General features: G+C 61.8%; 15 protein-coding genes and 1 pseudogene. 6 read left to right on the forward strand and 10 right to left on the reverse strand.

Going from position 1 to position 20,400, the window contains the following annotated elements; translation table 11 throughout:
* Position 1: 1 nt before the first annotated feature.
* From ON753_RS04155 to ON753_RS04185, 7 genes are all read right to left on the reverse strand, one after another.
* Positions 2-1,132: an ABC transporter permease gene (locus ON753_RS04155; protein ID WP_265961293.1), complete on the reverse strand. Its 1,131-nt coding sequence runs from the start codon at positions 1,130-1,132 to the stop codon at positions 2-4.
* A gap of 9 nt (positions 1,133-1,141) precedes the next feature.
* Positions 1,142-2,128, reverse strand: coding sequence for an ABC transporter permease (locus ON753_RS04160; protein ID WP_265961294.1), 987 nt, complete (start codon positions 2,126-2,128; stop codon positions 1,142-1,144).
* 74 nt (positions 2,129-2,202) lie between these two features.
* Positions 2,203-4,092 carry an ABC transporter substrate-binding protein gene (locus tag ON753_RS04165; RefSeq protein ID WP_265961295.1) on the reverse strand — a complete coding sequence of 630 codons (1,890 nt, stop codon included), beginning with the start codon at positions 4,090-4,092 and terminating at the stop codon, positions 2,203-2,205.
* Positions 4,093-4,430: 338 nt separating this feature from the next.
* Complete coding sequence (locus ON753_RS04170) at positions 4,431-5,669, reverse strand: CehA/McbA family metallohydrolase (RefSeq protein WP_265961296.1); 1,239 nt, start codon at positions 5,667-5,669, stop codon at positions 4,431-4,433.
* Between the two features lie 6 nt (positions 5,670-5,675).
* Positions 5,676-8,789 carry an alpha-mannosidase gene (locus ON753_RS04175; protein ID WP_265961297.1) on the reverse strand — a complete coding sequence of 1,038 codons (3,114 nt, stop codon included), beginning with the start codon at positions 8,787-8,789 and terminating at the stop codon, positions 5,676-5,678.
* A 162-nt stretch (positions 8,790-8,951) separates the two neighbouring features.
* A complete protein-coding gene (locus ON753_RS04180; RefSeq protein ID WP_265961298.1) occupies positions 8,952-9,992 on the reverse strand; it encodes a LacI family DNA-binding transcriptional regulator in 1,041 nt (346 codons plus the stop codon).
* A 225-nt stretch (positions 9,993-10,217) separates the two neighbouring features.
* Entirely contained in the window at positions 10,218-10,949 is a 732-nt protein-coding gene (locus tag ON753_RS04185; protein ID WP_265961299.1) for a FadR/GntR family transcriptional regulator, read from the reverse strand.
* A 271-nt stretch (positions 10,950-11,220) separates the two neighbouring features.
* Between ON753_RS04185 and kdgD the strand changes: the two genes are divergently transcribed.
* The 4 genes from kdgD to ON753_RS04205 all read left to right on the forward strand — a co-directional run bounded on the left by kdgD (position 11,221) and on the right by ON753_RS04205 (position 15,381).
* Positions 11,221-12,162: a 5-dehydro-4-deoxyglucarate dehydratase gene (gene kdgD, locus ON753_RS04190; RefSeq protein ID WP_265961300.1), complete on the forward strand. Its 942-nt coding sequence runs from the start codon at positions 11,221-11,223 to the stop codon at positions 12,160-12,162.
* 80 nt (positions 12,163-12,242) lie between these two features.
* Positions 12,243-13,220: a Bug family tripartite tricarboxylate transporter substrate binding protein gene (locus ON753_RS04195; protein WP_265961301.1), complete on the forward strand. Its 978-nt coding sequence runs from the start codon at positions 12,243-12,245 to the stop codon at positions 13,218-13,220.
* A 140-nt stretch (positions 13,221-13,360) separates the two neighbouring features.
* Positions 13,361-13,828 carry a tripartite tricarboxylate transporter TctB family protein gene (locus ON753_RS04200; RefSeq protein ID WP_265961302.1) on the forward strand — a complete coding sequence of 156 codons (468 nt, stop codon included), beginning with the start codon at positions 13,361-13,363 and terminating at the stop codon, positions 13,826-13,828.
* Positions 13,825-15,381: a tripartite tricarboxylate transporter permease gene (locus ON753_RS04205; protein WP_265961303.1), complete on the forward strand. Its 1,557-nt coding sequence runs from the start codon at positions 13,825-13,827 to the stop codon at positions 15,379-15,381. The genes ON753_RS04200 and ON753_RS04205 overlap by 4 nt, the downstream gene beginning before the upstream one ends.
* Before the next feature lie 22 nt (positions 15,382-15,403).
* Here ON753_RS04205 and ON753_RS04210 read toward each other — a convergent pair whose 3' ends face one another.
* From ON753_RS04210 to ON753_RS04220, 3 genes are all read right to left on the reverse strand, one after another.
* Positions 15,404-15,745, reverse strand: a complete 342-nt coding sequence (locus tag ON753_RS04210; protein ID WP_265961304.1) for a type II toxin-antitoxin system RelE/ParE family toxin — start codon at positions 15,743-15,745, stop codon at positions 15,404-15,406.
* Positions 15,745-15,978: a type II toxin-antitoxin system ParD family antitoxin gene (locus ON753_RS04215; RefSeq protein ID WP_265961352.1), complete on the reverse strand. Its 234-nt coding sequence runs from the start codon at positions 15,976-15,978 to the stop codon at positions 15,745-15,747. The genes ON753_RS04210 and ON753_RS04215 overlap by 1 nt, the downstream gene beginning before the upstream one ends.
* 77 nt (positions 15,979-16,055) lie before the next feature.
* Positions 16,056-17,045 carry a helix-turn-helix domain-containing protein gene (locus ON753_RS04220; RefSeq protein ID WP_265961305.1) on the reverse strand — a complete coding sequence of 330 codons (990 nt, stop codon included), beginning with the start codon at positions 17,043-17,045 and terminating at the stop codon, positions 16,056-16,058.
* Between the two features lie 147 nt (positions 17,046-17,192).
* Here ON753_RS04220 and ON753_RS04225 point away from each other — a divergent pair.
* Both ON753_RS04225 and ON753_RS04230 read left to right on the forward strand, forming a co-directional pair.
* Positions 17,193-19,289 (forward strand): annotated as a pseudogene (locus ON753_RS04225) (ABC transporter substrate-binding protein).
* 72 nt (positions 19,290-19,361) lie between these two features.
* Positions 19,362-20,372, forward strand: coding sequence for an ABC transporter permease (locus ON753_RS04230; RefSeq protein ID WP_265961306.1), 1,011 nt, complete (start codon positions 19,362-19,364; stop codon positions 20,370-20,372).
* Positions 20,373-20,400: the final 28 nt, after the last annotated feature.

Raw genomic sequence — 20,400 nt, forward strand, 5'->3', positions numbered from 1 at the left:
CTTAATGCCCGTACGGATCGGCTGCATCGCGCAGGCCGTCACCGAGGAAGTTGAATGCAAGAACCACCATCACCACGGCAACACCCGGCAGCAGCAGCCAGGGCGCCAGCGAAATGGCGCGCAGGCTTTGGGCGTCCTGCAGCAGCACGCCCCAACTCACCACGGGCGGGCGCAGGCCGAGGCCCAGGAAGGACAGTGCGGTTTCGCCGAGGATCATTTCCGGGATGGCCAGCGTCATGGCCGCGATGATGTAGCTCGTCATGGCCGGCAGCATGTGCTTGGTGATGATCCGAAACTGACTGGCCCCGGCAAGACGGGCGGCCAGAACATAGTCCTCGGTCTTGAGGGCGAAGAACCTGCCGCGGACGACGCGTGCCAGGTGGGTCCAGCCGATCAGGGCCAGGATGATGGTAATCAGCACATAGACGAACAGCGGATCCCAGGCGATGGGCAGGGCGGCCGCGAGCCCCATCCAGAGCGGGATGGTGGGCACCGATCGGATGAACTCCATCAGCCGCTGTATCGCGACGTCGATATAGCCGCCGTAATAGCCGGAAATCGATCCGAAGAAGAGCCCCAGCACGAAGGCGAAGACGACCCCGACGATACCGGCCGAGAGGGTGACGCGGGCTCCGTAGATGAGCCGGGACAGGAGATCGCGCCCAAGCGCATCTGTTCCGAGCAGGGTGATCTTGTCGCGCTTCGCATCGACGCCGAAGAGATGCAGATCGCTCTTCCAAAGGCCCCAGAATTTGTAGCTCTCGCCGCGGACGAAAAACTGGATGGGCAGGATCTTGCTCGTATCGGCTACATAGGTGACACGGGCGGTCTTCAGGTCGCGTGTGCGCTTCAGCCCATAGATGAAGGGCCGCTGGATCTCGCCCTCATGGATGAAATGGATACCGCGCGGCGGAACGAAGGTTTGCAGACGCTCGATGGAATCCGGCCGGTAAGGGGCGACGATTTCGGCGAAAATCGCGACGGTATAGGCGAAGATCAGGAAGGCGAGCGAGACGACGGCGAGCTTGTGCTTCCTGAAACGCCACCAGATCAGCTGCGCGGGCCTGGCCGCGTACAGTTCCTCTGCCTTGGTCTCCTGGACAACGCCGATTTCAGCAACTTGGTCAGTCATCAGTTGGCCTTAGGAATAGCGGATGCGCGGGTCGGACCACGCCAGAAGCAGGTCGGACAGCAATGTGCCGACGACGGTGAACACGCTCAGGATCAGGATGAAACTGCCGGCCAGATACATGTCCTGCATCTTCAGCGCCTGAAGCAGAAGCGGACCGGTGGTCGGAAGGTTGAGCACCACGGCGGTGACGATGTCGCCCGAAAAGAGCGCCGGCAGCGCCCAGCCCACGGTCGAGATGAACGGATTGAGAGCGACCCGAACGGGATAGCCCCAGACGACCTGCCGTTCGCTCAGGCCCTGTGCATAGGCGGTCTCGACATAGGGTTTGCCGAGCTCGTCGAGCATGTTGGCGCGCATGACGCGGATCAGGCCGGCGGCACCGCCCGTCGCCAGGACGACAAGCGGGATCCAGATATGGGTCATGAGGTTCCACACCTTGGCCAGTGACCAGGGCCGCCCCTCGAATTGCGGCGAAAACAGACCACCGACATCGATATGCATCCAGGCGAAGCCGATCCACATCAGGACGAGCGCCAGGAGGAAATCCGGGATCCCCTTGCCCAGGAACCCGAACACCGTGAACAGGTAGTCGAACATCGAATACTGGCGCGTCGCGGAATAGACCCCTACCGGGATGGCGATGATCCAGGTAAAGACCAGCGACAGCATGGACAGCGTCAGCGTCAGGCCGAGACGTCCCCAGATCAGGTCCGAGACCGGTGCCTTCCAGTGGAACGAATGGCCGAAGTCGCCATGGAGAATGATCTTCGAGATCCAGCGCCAATACTGCACCAGCATGGGGTCATTGAGCCCGAATTCCTCGCGCATGATCGCTTCCTGCGCCGCGGTGACGTATTCCCCCTGATTGCGCATTTCCGCAACCATCGCCGTGACGTAGTCGCCCGGCGGCAACTGGATGATGATGAAGGAGATGAACGAAACGGCGACGAGCGTGGGTATCGCCCACAACATACGCCTGACAACGAAGTTGAGCATGTGGCTTGAACTCGTAACCGGTCAAAGGGTCCGGAATGGCGACGCCCGCCATTCCGGATAGTATCCGACGTGAATTACTGCTTGATCCACATCTGCTGCGGGCGGGCGAGACCGACACCACGGGTGATGTTGTCCTCGACGAGGCCTTCAGGCAAGTTGCGGAAGTTGTTCTTCACGATGACCGGCGTGGCGACTTCGCCCACCAGGCCGATGACCCAGCCATTCTTGACGAATTCCGCGATCATTTCGTTGGTGGCCGCATCGGCTTCTTCACGCGTCTTGGCGACGGAAGCCTTTCCCCAGCTGGCCCAGACCTTGCGGATCGGGTGATCGGCCGGCGGCTCCATGCCGGATTTACCCCCGGTTTCGTGCCAGATGTAATACTGGGCGGCGAAGTTGTTTTCGCCCATCATGCGGCGCGGGTCGGCAGGAATGACCGTCAGACGGTCGAACGGGATGAGCTGAACCTCGAAATTGTTGTTTTCGCGGTTGTCGTCCCACTGGGTCCGGTCGATCACGCGCGGCAGCAGCTCGATGCCGACGTCGCGGTAGTTGTCGGCCAGGAGTTCAAGCAGGTTGGCATAGGCGTCCTGATCGGTTTCGACAACAAGCTGCAGGCGCTTGCCATCCGGGCGCAGGCGATAGCCGTCGCCGTCACGCTCGCCGAGGCCGGCCGAATCCAGCAGTGCATTGGCCGCTTCCGGATCGTAGTCGGTCCAGTGCGCCTCCAGTTCCTCGCTGTAATAGGGCGAACCGGAAACCGGAGATGTGCTGCGCGGTTCGCCAAGACCGGAGAACGCCAGTTCGTTGAGAAGCTCGCGGTCGACGGCAATCGACAGCGCCTTGCGCACATCGGCGTTTTCGAACAGCCCCCGCAGCACGTCGTCGGTGACGTTCAGGTTGGGAACCAGCGACCAGACGTTGGCGCTCTTCCAATTACTGACCGTGTAGCCCGACTTTTCCGCGTTCTCCATGTAGAAGGTGAAGTCGTTACTGGTCACGTAACGCATCTGCATGTCGATCTGGCCCTGAACGATCATCAGGTTGAACGCGTCCTGCGCTTCGAACAGGCGGTGTTCGATCTTGTCGATATAGGGCAGCTGATTGCCTTCCTGGTCGACGGCGAAATAGTAGGGGTTGCGGACCATGGTCACGGTATTGCCGGTCACGCCGCCCTGGATCTTCCATGCCGTGATGACCGGCAGCTCCTCATTCTGCCACCACGCGGCGATCGGTCCCTTGGATCCCCACAGGTCCGTCCATTTTTCGACGCCGTGCTCCTTGGAAAGCGCTGCCAGCTCTTCTTCGGACGCATAGTGGTCGTTGTACTTTTTCAGGTAATGCGCCGGCTGGATGAAGGACGGGCGGTCCAGGCTCGGGCCGACCGTCGAGTCCTGGGCGAGAATCTCCAGGAAATAGACATAGGGCTGCTCGAACTTTACGGTGAAGGTCCGCTCGTCCTTGACCTCGACGGTCAACGGGTTGCCGCCGGGCGCCAGAGTGGTTTCGAAGGTCGGCGTCAGCGCCTCGTTGAGGAAGATATCGTTGTACCAGAAGGACACGTCCTCCGTGGTTACCGGCTCACCGTCGGACCATTTCAGCCCCTCCAAGAGCGTGAAGGTGAACTCGGTAAAGTCGTCGTTGACCGAATAGCTTTCGATGTAGCTCGGAACCAGCTTCACTTCGCCATCCGGGCCGGCGGCGAATTTCAGAACCCGCTCTTCCATGAGCTTGGTTGGCCCCCAGCGGTCGCCGGGCCCCTTGAATGCGCGCTGCCAGGTGCCGCCATATTCACCGACTTCGATCGCTTCGACGACGGTCGGGTTGTCCGGTAGCCGTTCATCGACCGGCGGCAGCTCGCCTTTTTCGACCAGTTCAGCCAGCATCGGCGCTTCCTGGAAGGCGTAAGCCGATGTCGTCGCCATCAGCCCAAGGGCAAGGGCGGCAAGCAATGTCTTTTTCATGTTTCTTCTCTCCTCCGTTTCGCTTCGGGCGCTTCGGCCGCTTTTCTATCGGCAGCCGCCCACTCCCCCTCGTAAATGCCTTTTGTGAAATTATTTCATCGTCTTCCAACTCTTCACAATATCGATCATTTTTGAAAAACTTTTCATTACCTTCGTCTTACCAAACACAATAGCTACACAAATGCGCCATTTTTTAGAGCCGTGCAACAAGAAAATATTTTCATAGATTGCACAACGGATCACCTGACCGGCGGCGACGGACATGAAAATTTGCACGGAAAAATCCCGCCGAGCCCGAAAAGGAGCAGACTTTCCGACTGCCCCGGAGATGTCGGCGCCTACCTGCCGTAGAAGGGGTTGGTGAACAGCTTCGGCACGGGGCCGTTCCAGACCTCGAAACGCGCAAAGCGGCCTTCGAGGCGCTTGTCGATCTGCATGGTGTCCTGCCCTCCGACCGGCCATGTCTCGACAACGCCCTTTTCGGTGATCAGGCGAATGTCGTCGCCTGGGCCCAGTCCGGCGAAACGGACGGCAATGGGCGAGCCTACGGCGAGCGTGTCGCCGAATATCGGCCCGTCGCGGTCCACAGGCTCGGCCTGCACTTCCTGCGGCGCGAAGCTGATCACGTTCCGCCCGGCCTTCAGAGCCGAGAGCACGTCGGCAACGCTGTAGCCGGCGGCGTAGAGCCGGTTGCACGGCCGGCCGTGCCTGCGCCTGTTCTTCAAATGGAAATCGCTGCCGCCCGTGGCCGGGACGACCTGTCCGGCCGAGAGCATCCGCTGCCACATGTCCAGCGCATCCTGGTTGAGCTCGGACCAGTTTCCGTTCCAGATCTCGATCGCATCGAAGGCAAGATCGTAACCGCTCTGCCAGCGTCCGCCCGCAGAGCGCTGAAAGGGATGATTTATGACGATGGTCGCGCCCTTTTCCCGGGCCTCTGCCATCTTGGTCGCAACCTCCCCGGGAGACGTGCAGCGCCAGTCGGCAACCGGGTCCTTGAGACCCAGGAAGTTTGTATGGCCGTAGTAGCTGGTGAGCTCCATGCCTGGAATGACCAGCAATCCCGGGTCGTCCAGCTTCACCCAGTTCTGCGTGGTGGTGTTGTGGTCCGTCAGCGCCACGAAGTCGAGACGGGACACCCTTGCCCGGTGGACCGCGTCGGCCACGGGGACGCCGCCGTCGGAGTGTTCCGTGTGGCTGTGAATGTCGCCGCTCAGCCAGCGTGCCTGGCGGGAAACGACGCGGATCGTGACGTCGACCCGGCAGTCCGGGCCGATCTTGACGATGCCGAGGACGACGTCCCATTTGCCCTCCAATTCCCCCGGATGATAGCCCGGCGTCGCCCAGTCCCGCGCAACGGTGACATGACCATATTCCGCGCCGGTCCAGCCGCGCATTACGCCCTTGTGCGCCAGGCCGATGTCGATGACACTGCCGCCGCTGCCGGCCGGAAAGAGGTACGACACCTCAATACGTTCGGTATCCGGCCCCGCCTGGAACGGAATTTCAACGAAGGATTTCTCCCCTCCCGGAAATTCGGAAATGGTGTGGTGAAATTCCCTGGGTGCTTGTGACATTCCGGCTTAGGCTCCGATCCTGATCGTGCGAATTTCGAAGGGCTTGAAGGTCAAGGGAAGTCGCCCGTCAGTGACCGAAAGGGCCACCGGGCTGCGCTCCAGAAGATCGGTCTCTTCCGCCCTTTCAAACCCGCTCGGCAGGCGAAGGACGCTTTCGGACTGCCGCCCGTGGGTCTCCCACAACCTGATGATGACATCGTTGCCGGTCTCGGCCTTTTTCACGGCTTCGATCGTCACGCCCTCTCCGTCGAGCGACACGAGGGGCTCGATCTCCCGGGGCGGCGAATCCGGTTTCTCCCCCGCGGCGAGAAGACGGAGCGGCAGATTGAATTCCTCTGCGGCCGCCGGAACGCCTTCCCCCTCGTGCAGGCCGTGATGGACAAGAATGGCATAGCGGAAACGGTGCTCGCCCTGATCGGCTTCAGGCCAGGGATAAGTGGGCGAGCGGAGCAGCGTCAGCCGGAGCGCGTTTTCCTTCCAGTCGTAGCCGTATTTGCAATCGTTCAGCAGGGCGACGCCGAACCCTGGCTCCGACTTGTCGACCCAGCGATGCATCACGGTCTCGAACCTGGCCTGATCCCAGGAGGTATTCCTGTGTTTCGGGCGCGTGACGTGACCGAACTGGATTTCCGCGGTCGTTTCGCGGGCCAGCACGTTGACCGGAAAGGCAGCCTTGACCAGGGTGTGTTGTTCGCGCCAGTCGATGAAACTGTCGACCTCGACCCTTGCGCTCTCCGCCTCCAGAGAAATCACCTGGACGATCGTCGAGCTTTCATAGCGCCACTCGAACCGGACGGCCGCGCGGTAAGGGCCGGTTTCGACCACCCTTGCCGAAACGAGCCGATCGATGTCCCAGCTCTGATCCTCGAAGCCTTCGTCGATGTCCCAGGCATCGAATTGCGGCGGCATGTCGCGAAAAGCCTGCAGCCGGTTCGCCTTGTCGCCCGGCACGACCGCCTCGCGGCCGTTGCGCTTGTCGAAGATCGAGGTGATCCGTCCCTTGCCATCGAATGCGACGGCCAGCAGCCCGTTCTCCAGACGGGTTTCGGAAACGGACAGACCACCGGTGCCGATGGCGGCATCGCCGTCCTCCAGCGCCACGACGTATCCGCCCATGGCCGGCAGATCCTTTACGGGTGCGGTCTGTTCGATCGTCCCGTCGGCGCGGCAAATGGCCTGCGTCGGAATTGCCTCGCCACGATAGAGAAGGTTTTTGGCATCGCTTCCTTCGAGGCTCACGAGGCCCCTTCGCGGCCGGCCGAGGATATTGAACAGCAGGCGGCCATTGCCGCCGGCGATTGCGGCCGCCAACTCCTGCTTCAGCTCTGCCACCCCTTTGAAGAACCTCTCATAGTCCCGATCGCTGTCATCGAAGACCGCGCCGATCGATGTGCCCGGCAGAATGTCGTGAAACTGATGGAGCAAGGCGATACGCCAGAGCTCATGAAGGCGCTCCGCTGGATAGGCATGGCCGCAACGCGTCATGGCAAGGCAGGCCAGCGCTTCCAGTTCCCGCAGGGCCTGTTCCGCCAGCCGGTTGTTGCGCTTGTTCTTGGCAACGGACGTCAACGTGCCGCGGTGGAATTCCAGGTAGAGCTCGCCCGACCAGACCGGATACCGGTCCGCCTCCCGTTCCATGCGCGCCAAAAGCCGCTCGAAGAAGGGGCGCATGTGGTCGTGAACGACCGCCGGACAGCCCGGAATGCCCTTTTCCATACGCCGGATGTTTTCCAGCATCTCCCGCGTCGGCCCGCCGCCGCCGTCGCCGTGGCCATAGACCAGGAACAGGTCGCGGTTGAGGGCCTGCTGGCCGTAGCGGCGCCAGGTCCCCATCACATGGGTCGGCTTCAGATCCGGGCAGTAGGTGGTCCCGATACCGCCTGACGCGTAAGGCTGGGTGGTGAGGAAATAGGACGCAAGCTTGGTCCCGTCGATTCCCTGCCAGAAAAACGTGTCGTAGGGCATGCGGTTGGTGTCGTTCCAGCTGAGCTTGTGCGTGACGAAGACATCGATGCCGGCCAGCTTCATCAGCTGCGGCAGCGCGGCCGAATAGCCGAACGTGTCAGGCAACCACAGGATGCGCGGCCGGATCCCGAAGGTTTCCTCGTGATAGGCGACACCGTGGAGTATGTGCCGGACCAGCGATTCCGCGCCGGTGATGTTGGCATCCGGCTCCAGCCACAGCGCGCCTTCGATCTCGAATTCGCCGCTCGTCACCTTGTCGCGCAACCGGTCGAAGAGCTCGGGATAGTCATCGGCCAGATAGTCGAGCAGGACACCCTGGTTGTACATGAAACGGTAGTCGGGATACTGATCCATCAGCGCCAGGGCCGTCGCCATGGAGCGGGCCATCTTCTGCCGCGTCTCGCGAATGCGCCACAGCCAGGCGACATCGATATGCGTGTGGCCGGTGACCGTGATTGTCGGCTTTTCGGAAAAATCCTCGGCCGCATAGATTTCGGCCGCGATCGTTGCGGCGCCTTGCAAAGTGGCGGCGAACCGCTCCGGATTGCCGGGGCGGAAGTCGATGCTCTTCAGCGCCGCATCGACCCGGTTCACGATGAACTGCCGGCGGGGATCGTCCTCGGGCAGCAGGCGGGCGACGTCGAGCGGCACTCTAAGATCGTAATAGACGTGCTCGGCCAGCGGGTCATGCAGCATCAAACGGCATCCGAAGCCGGCCTGCCGGCGGTTTTCAATCGTTCCGGCCTCAATCAGGATATCGTAGCGCCGTCCGGGCACCGCATTTTCGGACAGCAGCAGTTCGCGGTGATTGCCGTCGGCGCCCTGCGCGATCCGGCCGTCGACGCGAACCAAGCATTGCGGGTCAGAACGCCCCATCGTGCTGCCGAACTGGGCGTCGATGTGCAAAAAGAGACGCCGGCCCTCCGCCTCGGGCGGCGTCAGCGCTGGCCCGGCAAACCAGAAATAGCCTCCCGGCTCGCCCCACAGCAGATCGGGGCCGGCAGCCTGCCAATCGCCCCGCGCCTCGGCAACGACCTGGGCCCGCTCGTCCGGCCGGGCACGGCGGAACTCGAGCGACACGGGATCCGGCAATGGCTCAAAGATGCGCGCGCGCAGTTCACCCAGCAGATGATCAAGTTTCTTCAGACGTCGCATGACAGGTCCCGTGGCATGGAAGGGCCTTTTCCCGGCCCTCGCGCCTGTATGATGAATTTATTTTCATGATCGCGGCGCTCAAAGTGAGACTATACGACTGCCACAGCTTGATAAAGCCGCGAGAGAAATGAAAATATTTTCAAATGACGGCCATATGCACCGTCAGGACAGCGTCGAAACACTTTCGCGCTCCACGACACCGCAGCCGAGTTCGAGCCGATAGGCGACCCGCTCGCTGTCATTGGCCACGATCCGCTGCTCGAGAAGGCTGAGGGCAGCCGGACCCATCTGCTCCAGCGGCACCTTCACCGTCGTCAGGGGCGGATTGACCAGGTCGCCGAGAGCGACGCCGTCGAAGCCGATGACCGACACGTCCTCGGGAATCGCATGACCTTCGGCGGCAAGCGCCCGCATGGCGCCGATCGCCAGATTGTCCGCCGCGCAGAACAGCGCCGTCACGCCGCCCAGGCCGCCGTTCTGTTGGAGCCATAACCGGACAGCCTCTTCGCCATAGCGCGGCTCATAGCCACCAACATGCAGCACCGGCGCATCCTCCAGAGGCAAGTTATGCGCGCGGAAGGCATCCCAGAAGCCGTCCTGGCGCCGGCGGATCGTCGTTCGCCCGTCCCAGGTGAGGTGCAGGATTTTCCGGTGGCCCCGCGAGATCAGCCAATTGGTGGCCAATTGCGCCGCGAAGCGGTTGCCCGGCGAGACGCTGTCAATGCGCATCTCCTGATCCTCGCCGTTGACAAGGACCGCCGGAAGCCCCGACGCGCTGATGCCGGCGAGAAAATCCCCGCGGTCGTCATTGATGATGATGATGCCGTCCGCCCTGGCTTTCTCCGCTGCCGAGATCACGTTTGCAGCGCTTAGGTTTCCGGTTTCCGAGTGGGGCACGAGCTTGACGCCGCGGCGCTCGCAGTCGCGCGACAGCGCATTCAGTATCGTCCATGAGAACAGGTTGGTCTCGTTCTCCGGCAAGGCATCGTCGGTCACCGCCAGCAGGACCGTCCCGAAGGCCGAAATGGTCGCCTTGGCCTTGCGATCGGCCAGATAGCCAAGTTCCTTGGCCGCTTCCAGAACGCGCGCCCGGACTTCCGCCGAAATCGATGCCGTGCCATTGAGGACATGCGATACCGTGGAATTGGCGACCTCCGCCCTGCGAGCCACATCCTTGATGCCGACCTTGCGATTTTGCGGCATATCACTTAACTCCCAAACAGCAATTGCGCGCAGCGCCGAAGCGGCCGATGATCGCCGCCTAATGAAAATAGTTTCAGAAGCTTATATACGACCTCCAGCCGAACTGGAACGTTTTTTGGCAAGGAAATAGCGCGTTTTCCGGTAGGCTTGGCGCGCATGCGTGCCAATGCAGTCCTCACCTACAGAAATTTTTGCACAGCATGGATGAAGTCCGCCTCCGAACATTCAGCCCGACGGGCCTGACATGGCGGCCCTGCCTTTACCGGCTCCGGCGGTCGTCCGGCGCAGAAGCGCCCGATAGCGGGCCTGGCTGCCCAGAAGATGGTTTCGCATGGCCTCACGCGCTTCGTCCGCATTGCCGTCGGCGATCGCCTGCACGATATCCCCGTGTTCCCGATCGAGTATGGCGACATAGGCCTTCAGTTCAGGGCCTCCGGACGTGGTAGCGAGCGCCCGCCGCGGGATAATGCCCGGGCCTACCAGTTCGAGGAACTCCCGGAAACGGGGATTGTTGGTGGCATCGGCAATTGCCATGTGCAGATCGAAATCGGCCTGCGGACTGGATTCGCCCTTTGCAAACAGCTCCTGCAGCGTGTGCAAGGTCTCGAAGAGGGTTTCGAGCTGGGCCGGCGACCGTCTGCGCGCGGCAAGGGCCGCAGCCTCGGTTTCCACGGCCGTACGCAGTTCGAGCATCTCGATCATCGAGGAAATGCGGGCCGGCTCGACGTTCTGAAACGGCAGCGGCGTCTTTTCCGCCGGCGCAAGCACGAAGACGCCGGCACCCTGGCGCGAATCCAGCAGACCGTCGGCGCGCAACGTGGCAACCGCCTCGCGGATCACGGTGCGGCTCACGGAGAATTCCTCGGTCAGGCGCGCTTCGCTGGGAAGCCGGTCGCCAACGGCGTATTTGCCCTCTTCGATCTGCGTGCGCAGTTTCTCGCACACGGTTGATGCCAACGTCTTCCTGCTTGATTCCACGCCCGGTCTCACAATCCCTGCACGCTGCTGCCCACGTTGCTGGCGTGGGCACAATTTGTATGATCTCTAGCAGATTCATTTTACCCCCGTCAAACTTCCGCAACCCTCCTCAATGGCGAGCGTGTGCGACACTCTGCGGCTTTCCGGCTGGTTACAGCAGTCCGACAGGCAGTGAAAAGTTGTATGATGAATTATTGACATCATCATATGAGGTGTCGTATCACCATCGGACAACAACAAGGGTGTGGGTATGACTCCTGAGCAACTCAAAGGCGTAATCTCCTCGGGTCTTCTGTCGTTTCCGGTGACGCATTTTCATCCGGACGGCTCGTTCAATCGCGCCAGCTATCAGAAGCACGTGGCATGGCTCTCGCAGTACGACGCCGCGGCCCTGTTCGCGGCCGGCGGAACGGGCGAGTTCTTCTCGCTGCTGCCGGAGGAAGTCGGCAATGTCGTCCAGGCGGCGAAAGAGGCTTCCGGTACAACCCCGATCATTTCCGGCTGCGGCTACGGCACCGAGATTGCGAAGGAAATTGCGGCTCGGGCAGAAAAGGCCGGAGCGGACGGATTGTTGCTGCTGCCCCACTACCTGATCACCGGCCCTCAGGAAGGGCTCTACCGGCATGTCAAGGCGGTCTGCGAGGCAACGGGGCTTGGCGTCATCGTCTACAACAGGGACAACAGCGTCCTCAAAACGCAGACGCTCCAGCGGCTCGCCGATGACTGCCCCAACCTCATCGGCTTCAAGGACGGAACCGGCAAGGTCGATCTCGTGCGCGAGATCACCGCAACGCTCGGCGACCGTCTGTGCTACGTGGGCGGCATGCCCACCCACGAGCTGTTCGCCGAAGCGCTCTATGGCGCGGGCGTGACCACCTATTCCTCCGCCGTCTTCAATTTCGTTCCGGAACTGGCGCTGCGCTTCTTCAACGCCTTGCGCGGCGGCGATCGCGAGACGGTGCAGACCATTCTGGAGGAGTTTTTCTTCCCGTTCGCCCGTCTGCGCGACCGGCAGCCCGGATATGCGGTGTCGGCGATCAAGGCCGGCGTGCGCATTGCCGGGTTCGAGCCCGGACCGGTGCGCCCGCCCCTCACCGACCTTTCCGTGGAAGAGACGGACATGCTCAGGAGCCTGTTCGACAGGGCGCGGGCAGACGCCCGGCGGGACGAGCCCGTTGCACGTACCGGCTGAGCAAAGCCGCCGGCCCTCCGGCAGACTGGCGGCGGGCCGGCCGAACTTAACCAAGCAAGCGTGAATTCAGGGAGGATACCATGCTGAAGAAACTGACTGTTGCAATGGCTGCGGCCTCGATAGGCCTTTTTGCGTCCGCGGACGCCAGAGCCGACTATCCGGAGCGGGATATCCGCGTCGTCGTGCCGTGGGGCGCGGGCGGAGGTACCGACGGCATCGTCCGCAAGCTCACGACCATCGCCGAGGACATTATCGGCACCTCCATGTATGTCGAGAATATCGAGGGCGGGATCAGCGCCACCGGCGTATCGGAGGTCATGAAGGCCAAGCCGGACGGCTACACGATCGGCGCGCTGACCTATGACAGCATCGTCACGGTGCCCTGGCAGGGCCTTCTGCCCAGCTACAATATGGAAAAGCTGAAGCTGATCGCCCGGGTGACCAGCGAGCCGGACGCCATCGTCGTTGACGCGGACGGGCCCTATGAATCCATCGGCGATCTGCTTGCCGACGCGAAGGCAAATCCCGGCAAGGTGAAGGTCGGAATTCAGAACACGGGATCGCGCACGCACCTGGCCATGCTGCAGCTTCAGGACGCCGCGGACGTGGAGTTCAATCTGATCGCCTATCCGGGCGGCGCCGCGCCGCAGAAGGAAGCGATCCTCAACGATGAGGTCGAAGTGGCGGCGACCAGCCTTGGCGACTTCGCTTCGCTGATCCAGAGCGGCGACGCATTCGGGCTGATGGAATTCTCCGAAACGCGCAATCCGACCTATGCGGACGTGCCGACGGCCGCCGAAGAAAATCTCGACATCCAGGTCGGCAGCTTCATCGTCTTCGCGGCTCCCGCGGGCACTCCGGACGACGTGGTTGCCAAGATCGAGGATGCCTACAAGCAGGCGCTGGAAAGCGACGAATTCCAGAAATGGGTCGCCGATGTCGGCGTGACGCCGGACTGGATCGGAACGGCGGACGTCACGGCCTGGGCGGACGAGACGGCGCAAACCCTCTACCAGCAGATGGACGACCTGGTCGAGAAGGGCGTGATCTCCAAGTAGATGCTCCTGCACGATGAACGGGACGCCGCCGGCAGACCGGCGGCGTCCCGGACTGCAGAAAAGCCGACCGCTTCCAATGTGCTGGAGCCTCCCGGGTTCTGAAGAAACCGGGATACTCCAGGGACCAGGGTTTCTATCGAATGTCAGGTGTTACCGGAAAACTGGCGCGCATGGGGTTCACCCTGTTCCTCATGGCTCTGACGACAATCTATCTCGTCGCCGCATTTCAGATCAGGGTTCCGTTTGCCGAAGGCCTTGCCGGCCCGCGCTTCCTGCCCATTCTGGCCTCAGGGATCATGTATTTGGCATTGCTCCGGATCATCTGGCGGCAGAGCCGGCAGGACGGGGATGCCGAGCCGTTGCGTTCCCTTGCAGCCCCGGCACAGGTGGTTGTCGCCACGGGGCTTTACGCCGCGCTGTTCGAGCCGCTCGGATATGTCGTCTCCACATTCCTGTTCACACTCGGCCTCTTCCGGGTTTTCGATTTCGAACGCAACCGGCCACTGGTCATGGTGCTCTACGCAGCCGCGGTGACTTTTGTCTTCTATCTGCTGTTCGCCGTCGCCTTCAGCATTCGCCTGCCCCTGGTGCCCGGAGCGATCCAGTGACCTTTTTTCTCGAGCTTCTCAACGGCTTCACCGTTCTTGCCCGCCCGGACGTGCTGGGCTTCATGGTGCTGGGCTTCTTCATCGGTGCCTTCTTCGGCGCCATGCCGGGCCTGACCTCGGTGCTGGCGATCGCGCTACTGCTGCCGGTCACCTACAGCATCGATGTCGTTCCGGCCCTGGTGATGTGCGCGGCCATCTTCATGTCCGGCATGTATGCCGGCAGCATCACGGCGACAACGATCAACATTCCCGGCGCCCCCTCCTCCATGATGACGGCGATTGAAGGCAATCGGCTCATGAAGAAGGGACAGGGCGCCAATGCGCTCGGACACGCGGCCCTCGGGTCCATGATCGGCGGCTCGGTCGGAGCGCTGCTGCTGATGGCGCTGATGCCGCTGGCGGCGAAGCTGTCGCTGCTCATACAGACGCCGGGCAAGTTTTCGCTGGTCCTCTTCGCGCTGATCGTCATCGTCATCGTCGAGCGCGCCGAGATCAGCAAGGGCATCGTGGCCACCCTGCTCGGCATCATGATCGCGACCATCGGCATCGACGTGATGCAGCCGATCCCCCGCATTCATTTCGGCACGGAACTGTTGGTCGAAGGCATCAACATGATGCCGATCATCATCGGCACCTTCGCGATCTGCGAGGTGCTGGTGCAGGCACAGGCCCATGCCGAGACGCTGAACGCACAGGCGCTGCGCGTTGCCTCCGAGATCCGCCGCCGGGACTTTCTCCCCAAGTGGTCGGAAGTGCGCGATATCGGTCTGTTCACCTATCTCAAGAGCGCCTTGATCGGTTACGGCATCGGCATCCTGCCAGGTGCCGGCGGCTCCATGGCGGCCTTCGTCGCCTACGCCGATGCCAAGCGCGGCTCGAAGAAACCACAGGAATATGGCGACGGAAGCCGCGAGGGGATCGCGGCAGCGGAAAGCGCCAACAATTCCATGTGCGGCGGAGCCTTCGTGCCGATGCTGATGTTCGGCATCCCGGGCGACCCCACCACGGCGGTGGTCCTGGGGGTCCTGGTGATCAACGGTTTGCAGCCCGGCCCGCGGCTTCTGGAGAACCAGGTGGACCTGATCGCTCCCATGTTCGCCTCGCTTCTGGTCAGCGCGCTGATCCTGATCCCGCTGACCCTGTTCCTGCTCGGCCCCTGGTTCGTGCGGATCGTCGCCATTCCGCGCGGCCTGCTCTATGCCTCCATCGCGGTGGTGGCGCTGGTGGGCAGCTTCGTTGCGACTTTCTCGGTCTTCCAGATGGCGCTTGCGGTCGTGTTCGGAGTGCTGGCGTTCTTCATGCGTAAGAACGGCTACCCCACCGTTTCCCTGCTGCTCGGCTTCATTCTCGGTCCGGACCTGGAACAATACCTGCGGCGGTCCCTGGCGCTCAACGACAACAATCCGGTCGTCTTCCTGACCAGCCCGGATAGCCTCTTCTTCCTCGTTCTGGCAGCGGTGTTCTTCTACTTCATGGTTCTGCGCAAACAGCCGGCGACCGGGGCCGGTCTGCCTGAGGACGCGTCCTCGAAGGCGGCCGAAGACCGGACTTGAGGTTTCGCGGGCGGGTCGGGTGCTATTCTGAGCCTTGAGCTATGGGGTCGGTTTGACGGACCCATGCGGGGATATCGTGCCTGTCGTGCAGGATTCGCCAAACGTCGACACAATCGGAACGCTCGATATAGAAAACCAGGTACGGATAGCGCTGAAGTCGCAGGTGCCGCAGGTCGGCGATCCTGAGTTCGTGGGCATAGTGCGGAGAGCCAGCAGCCGGATGAGACGAGAGCAGTCTGTATGCCTCTTCCAGCGAATCAACGAAACCAATCGCGACTTCGACACCCGCTTCATGCACATATCGATTGATCGCTTCTTCGGTGTCCTGCTGCGCCCGGTGTCGGGGAATGACAGGTTTGGGCATCACCCTTGTCTGCGTGCCTGATTACGCAGTTTTTCGAAATAGCCCGCATCAACCGGAGAGGTCTCCGCAGATGCGGCACCTTCAAGCAGAAGGGAGCGCAGGTGTTCACGGTCGCGGTCGCGGCGGATCAATTCGCGGATATACTCGCTGCTTGTGCCGTAACCGCGGCCTGTAACCTGTTGATCGACATAGTCTTTCAGGCTGTCCGGGAGGGAGATGTTCATCGTGCTCATGGCGCTAAAATAGTCAATATGACAAAATTTGGCAAGATTTGCCTGAATAGCCAATGGGAGCCGTCGGACCCAGCGCCCTACACGGCATCCCGCTGGCAATCGGTCCAGCTGTCACGTTCGGTTTTCTTAGGGATCAGCTTGCCGCTTGCCAACAGTTTCTGGCGCATTTCCAGGGGTGTCATGCCGTAGGCGGAGCGGAAATGGGTGTAGAACTGGCTCTGGGATGAAAAGCCCGACTGGAAGGCGACATTGGCGATGGACAGATTGCCCTCGAACAGAAGCGCCCGCGCCCTGATCAGCCGTACACGGATGATGAAGCGGCGCATGGGAATGCGCATGACGCGGGTGAAAAGGTTGAGCGCATAGTTCGGGTGAATTCCCACGACCTTCGCGATGTCCTTGGCGCTGATCGGTTCCGCAAGGTTCTCGTGGATATAGCGGACCATGGCAACGACATAGCGCAGCGGCGAGGCCGTACTGGGAGTAGGCTCCTGGGTTTCGATCCAGGGGGACAGAAGCTCCTCCCAGCCGACCAGGGTCGTCCGGCGCAGCATGTTGGCGATCTCGGATTTCAGGATATCCGCCCGTTCGGCATCACCGCTGCGGTAGTCCTGATACCAGCGTTCCAGAAGCGCATTGTCGACGGCATCGGAAGGCAGCACGATGACCCCGCCGCCGATCATGGTCTCCGTCAGCCGTCCGATATTGGGCATGTAGAGGAAGGTGTCCAGCGGCAGATAGACGTTGCACTGACGTATCTTGTCCTCTGTTTCCTGTTCGATGCTGACCGTCCGGTGCGGGATGCCCGCCCAGAACATCACCAGCCGCCTTGCGGGAATTTCCACCGGCCGGCCGTCGAACAGGTAGTTCATCGACCCTCCGGTCAGCCAGTTGAATTCGATATGCCCGTGCCAGTGCTCCGCGTCCATCAGCTGCGGGTCGAACCAGCGGATGCCGAAACGGCCGAAAGCCTTGGTTGTTGCGTAGAACCGGCGGTCGGGACGCGGCACCGGCTTTTGCGCCTTGCCCTTGGACTGTGCTCCCTGCCTGTCGATCAGATCCGCCATTACTCCTCCCCGATCTTTAAAAACCGGAATAACTGCTTAGAGAACCGGATTGCGCGCCGTTATGCAAGAGGTACCGTCAGGGGCGTACGCGATCCGGCACCGGACGGGAGGTCCGGGACCCGCGTGAAGCAATGAAAGGGAGGAACGATGAACAGGAAGCTGAGTGTTCTCGGCGGCGCTGGTCTGTTACTGGGAGCTTCGGCGCTCGCAACACAGGCCCAGATGGTCGAACCCACGACACCGCCCGATCCGCCGGCATTTCCGGCCCAGAGCGAGCCGGTCTTCGTCGGCATATCCGACATCATGGAGTACCGCGCGCTCGACGAATATCACGAACCGGGCTGGGTGACGGAGAAGTTCGTCGAAACCGGCAAACTGCCGCCGGTCGAAGAACGGCTGCCGAAAGAACCGATGGTCTACAAGGCGGGCAACATGCCCGACGGTGTCGGCACGTATGGCGACGTGATGCGCCATGTGATCGGCGGACGGCCGGAAGGTTGGAACTACATCGCCGGCCAGAGCCAGGGCTGGGGCGGCATCGACATCGGCATGTACGAATGCCTGACCCGTGTCGGTCCGCTGTTCACCATCAAGGCGGACGAAGTCGAGCCCATGCCCAACCTCGCAAAGAGCTGGGAATGGTCGGACGATGGCCATCAGCTGACCATGCATCTGATCGAGGGCGCCAAATGGTCCGACGGCGATCCTTTCGACGCCGAGGACGTGATGTTCTACTGGGAAGACCACGTGCTCGACCCCAATGTCTCGCCGCTCAACGGCGCGACGGCGGACACGTTCGGCGGCGAGGGCACCAAGCTGGAGGCGCTTGATCCTTATACCATTCGCTGGACGTTCGAGGAGACCTTCCCGGAGCAGTATCTTTACCAGATGGCCTACGGCACCTTCTGCCCCGGACCGTCGCATATCCTGAAGACCAAGCATCCAAAGCACAATCCGGATGTGACCTATGAGCAGTACAAGAACGCCTTTCCGCCGGAATACATGAACTGGCCGGTGATGGGCGCCTGGGTTCCGGTCGAATACCGTGCGGACGACATTATCGTATTGCGCCGCAATCCCTATTTCTGGAAGGTGGACGAGGAAGGCAATCAGCTGCCCTATCTCGACGAGATGCACTACAAGCTGTCGACCTGGGCGGATCGCGACGTGCAGGCTGTCGCCGGCACGGGCGATTTTTCCAACCTCGAACAGCCGGAAAACTACGTCGAGTCGCTGAAAAAGGCTGCCACGGAGGATTCTCCGGCGAGGCTCGCCTTCGGCGCCCGCACCATAGGCTACACGCTCTATCCGAACCTTTCGGCCAACGGCTGGGGCAGTCCGGACAAGCGCGGCCAGGCGCTTCGGGAACTCAACCGCAATCTCGACTTCCGCAAGGCCGTGACCTATGCGCTCGACCGGCAACGGCTGGGTGAAGCCCTGGTGAAGGGGCCGTTCACGGCCATCTATCCGGGCGGGCTGTATTCGGGAACCTCGTTCTACGACAAGGAATCCACGGTCTACTATCCCTTCTCCGTGGAAACGGCGAAAGCCCTGATCGAGAAGGCCGGCCTGACCGATACCGACGGCAACGGCATCGTCAACTTCCCTGCGGATGCAGAAGGTGTGGGCGGCCAGGATGTCGAGGTCGTCATGCTGATCAATGGCGATTACCAGACCGACCGCAGCCTTGCCGAAGGCATCATCGCCATGATGGAGCGTATCGGCCTGCGGGTGGTCCTTAACATCCAGAACTCCAATACCAATGACGATCTGCTTCAGGGTGGCGGGTTCGACTGGGCTCTCTTCCGCAACTCCGAAGAGCTGGCGACGGCGCTGAAGTTCACCGAACGGCTGGCCCCCGTGGGTCCACGTTAGACCTGGACACGGCGGGCCGGCTCCGACGGCACGCTCGACCTGCTGCCCTTCGAGGAGGAGATGGTGAAGACCGTCAACGCCTTCACCTCAAGCCGCGACAGTGCCGAGCGCACGGAACTGATGCAGGAGTACCAGAAACTCTACACCGAGAACCTGTGGGCGATCGGCGTGACGCAATATCCGGGTGCTCTGATCGTCAACAAGCGCTTTGCCAACATCCCTCAGGGCGCGCCCATCTTCATGTTCAACTGGGCCGAGGACAACATCATGCGTGAGCGGGTGTATGTGCCCACGGAGATGCAGCAGGACTTTGAGCTCCACGCTCAGACCCTGCCCGGCGAACCCGGGGCGGACGGCCCCGCAAACTGACACCTGGCACGAGCGAGGGGGAAACTCCCCCTCGCTCACCGGACCTGAAGGACAGGTGAGGAGAAATCGGCCATGTTGCGCTTCCTGACGATGCGTACCCTTTCGGCGCTGCCCATTCTGTTTGTGCTGAGCGTGGTGACTTTCGCCATCATCCAGGCCCCTCCGGGCGACTATGGCGACTATATCCGCTCGCAACTCATCAACCAGGGCGGCGCTTCCATAGAGCAGGCGGAGATCCAGGCCGAGGCGTGGCGCGAGGAACGCGGCTTCAACGATCCGATCCCGGTGCAGTATGTGCGCTGGATCACCGGCATCGTTACCCGCGGCGATTTCGGCCACAGCTTCTATTACAACAAGCCGGTGGGCGACGTGGTGGCCGAACGCTTGCCCCGCACGATCCTGCTTGCCCTGACCTGCCACATCCTGGCATCCATTTTCGGCATAACGCTCGGCATCGTCGCCGCAACCCGGCAATACAGCTGGATCGATACGCTGTTTTCCTTCGTGTCCTTCCTGGGCATGACCATCCCGCGCTTCCTGCTGGCGCTGATCATCCTCTACCTTCTTGCCTTCAAGCTGAACGTACAGGAGCTCGGCAGCTTCTTCTCGCCGCGTTATGGCGGGGCGCCCTGGACGTGGGGCAAGTTCGTCGATCTGGTGAAACACATCTGGCCGGTCATTGCCATCGCCACCTTCGGCGGGCTCGCCTACAACATGCGCGTCATGCGCTCCAACCTGCTCGACACCTTGAACGCGCAATATGTGGAAACCGCGCGGGCCAAGGGGATGAGCGAGGGAGCGGTTATTCTGAAGCACGCCGTGCCCAATGCCCTGCACCCGCTGGTCGCCTACCAGGGCGTGGTGCTGCCCTACATGCTGACGGGTGAAATCGAGGTTGCCATCGTCTTCTCGCTCGCGACCGTCGGCCCTGCCATCGTCGGCTCGATGAACCGCGGCGACGTCTATGTGACCGCGACCTTCATGCTGGTGCTCGCGGCGACATTGATCATCGGCAACATCATCGCGGACATGCTGCTCGCGCTGCTCGATCCGCGTGTGCGCCTGGGAGGAGCATCCGAATGAGCACCGTCATACTTCCCGAATCCAGCGA

The sequence above is a fragment of the Roseibium salinum genome, from assembly GCF_026240905.1.
In the GTDB taxonomy this organism is placed as follows: Bacteria; Pseudomonadota; Alphaproteobacteria; order Rhizobiales; family Stappiaceae; genus Roseibium; species Roseibium salinum.

Excerpts from the sequence above, each read along its gene's own strand:
- ON753_RS04210 (WP_265961304.1), bottom strand. The coding sequence starts at position 15,745 with ATGCCCAAACCTGTCATTCCCCGACACCGGGCGCAGCAGGACACCGAA.
- ON753_RS04200 (WP_265961302.1), top strand. The coding sequence starts at position 13,361 with ATGTCAGGTGTTACCGGAAAACTGGCGCGCATGGGGTTCACCCTGTTC.
- ON753_RS04170 (WP_265961296.1), bottom strand. The coding sequence starts at position 5,669 with ATGTCACAAGCACCCAGGGAATTTCACCACACCATTTCCGAATTTCCG.
- ON753_RS04160 (WP_265961294.1), bottom strand. The coding sequence starts at position 2,128 with ATGCTCAACTTCGTTGTCAGGCGTATGTTGTGGGCGATACCCACGCTC.
- ON753_RS04165 (WP_265961295.1), bottom strand. The coding sequence starts at position 4,092 with ATGAAAAAGACATTGCTTGCCGCCCTTGCCCTTGGGCTGATGGCGACG.
- ON753_RS04155 (WP_265961293.1), bottom strand. The coding sequence starts at position 1,132 with ATGACTGACCAAGTTGCTGAAATCGGCGTTGTCCAGGAGACCAAGGCA.
- ON753_RS04215 (WP_265961352.1), bottom strand. The coding sequence starts at position 15,978 with ATGAGCACGATGAACATCTCCCTCCCGGACAGCCTGAAAGACTATGTC.
- ON753_RS04220 (WP_265961305.1), bottom strand. The coding sequence starts at position 17,045 with ATGGCGGATCTGATCGACAGGCAGGGAGCACAGTCCAAGGGCAAGGCG.
- ON753_RS04230 (WP_265961306.1), top strand. The coding sequence starts at position 19,362 with ATGTTGCGCTTCCTGACGATGCGTACCCTTTCGGCGCTGCCCATTCTG.
- ON753_RS04180 (WP_265961298.1), bottom strand. The coding sequence starts at position 9,992 with ATGCCGCAAAATCGCAAGGTCGGCATCAAGGATGTGGCTCGCAGGGCG.
- kdgD (WP_265961300.1), top strand. The coding sequence starts at position 11,221 with ATGACTCCTGAGCAACTCAAAGGCGTAATCTCCTCGGGTCTTCTGTCG.
- ON753_RS04175 (WP_265961297.1), bottom strand. The coding sequence starts at position 8,789 with ATGCGACGTCTGAAGAAACTTGATCATCTGCTGGGTGAACTGCGCGCG.
- ON753_RS04195 (WP_265961301.1), top strand. The coding sequence starts at position 12,243 with ATGCTGAAGAAACTGACTGTTGCAATGGCTGCGGCCTCGATAGGCCTT.